Source organism: Streptomyces sp. NPDC055078 (assembly GCF_053607985.1).
The window spans coordinates 1-1,150 of sequence record NZ_JBSGUP010001147.1 but is presented as its reverse complement, the minus strand read 5'-3'; the positions used below and the strand labels follow the sequence as shown (position 1 = coordinate 1,150).

At 71.4% G+C, this 1,150-nt stretch carries 1 protein-coding gene; it reads left to right on the top strand.

Annotated features, from left to right (window positions below; translation table 11 throughout):
• Positions 1-148 precede the first annotated feature (148 nt).
• Positions 149-1,003: a metallophosphoesterase family protein gene (locus ACWF94_RS40845; RefSeq protein ID WP_453500415.1), complete on the top strand. Its 855-nt coding sequence runs from the start codon at positions 149-151 to the stop codon at positions 1,001-1,003.
• Positions 1,004-1,150 lie beyond the last annotated feature (147 nt).

The window sequence follows — 1,150 nt, the reverse complement described above, 5'->3', positions numbered from 1 at the left end:
GCCCGGGCCACCCCACGCGGGCTCGTGCGAGCCGTCGAACCTCGGTAGATTTCCTTCCGGATCCGCAACAACCCCGCGCGCGACTCCGCGCACGGAGGGGCACGGAGGGAGCCACGAGGGATGAGACACGGGGAGCGGACGGACACCCATGACTGAGGGACAACTGCTCGCCATCAGCGACCTGCACGTCTCCCATCCGGAGAACCGGAAGCTCACGGAGTCCTTGCGGCCCCGGTCGGATGACGACTGGCTGATCGTCGCGGGTGACATCGGTGAACGGTACGAGGACGTCCACTCGACCCTGGAACTGCTCGCCGCGCGGTTCGCGAAGGTGATCTGGTCGCCCGGGAACCATGAGCTGTGGACCCTGCCCGAGGACCCCTGCGAACTGCGCGGGCAGGCGCGGTATCTGCGGCTGGTCGAGACCTGCCGCGCCCTGGGCATCGCCACGCCCGAGGATCCTTACCCGGTGTGGGAGGACGAGGACGGGCCGGTGGCCGTCGCGCCCCTGTTCACCCTCTACGACTACTCGTTCCGGGTCCCCGGCGCGGACACCAAGGAGGAGTCGCTGCGCCGCGCCCACGAGGCCGGGGTGGTCTGCACCGACGAGTTTCTGCTCCACCCCGACCCCTACCCCGGCCGGGACGACTGGTGCCGCGCCAGGATCGCGTACACCGAGGGCCGGCTGGGCGCTCTGGCCCCCTCGCTCCGCACCGTACTGATCAATCACTGGCCGCTGCTGCGCCACCCCACCCGGATGCTGCGTTACCCCGAATTCGCGCAGTGGTGCGGCACCGAACTCAGCGCCGACTGGCATCTCCGCTTCCGGGCCAGGGCCGTGGTGTACGGGCATCTGCACATCCCGCGCGTCACCTGGCACGACGGGGTGCGCTTCGAGGAGGTGTCGGTGGGATATCCGCGCGAATGGCGCCCCCGGCCGCCGCGTGAGCCACTGCGCCGGATCCTGCCCCTGCCCGCGGACGGGCCGGTGGCGGCACGGTGATCGGGGGCCTGCTCCCCGCCTGGGCCGTCGCCGAGGAAACCTTCGCCCACTCGCTCGGCGACCCGGCGTCCGCCCTGTTCCCCGAGGAGGCCGCCCACGTGGCGCGGGCGGTGCCCAAGCGGCAGCACGAGTTCACGACGGTACGTG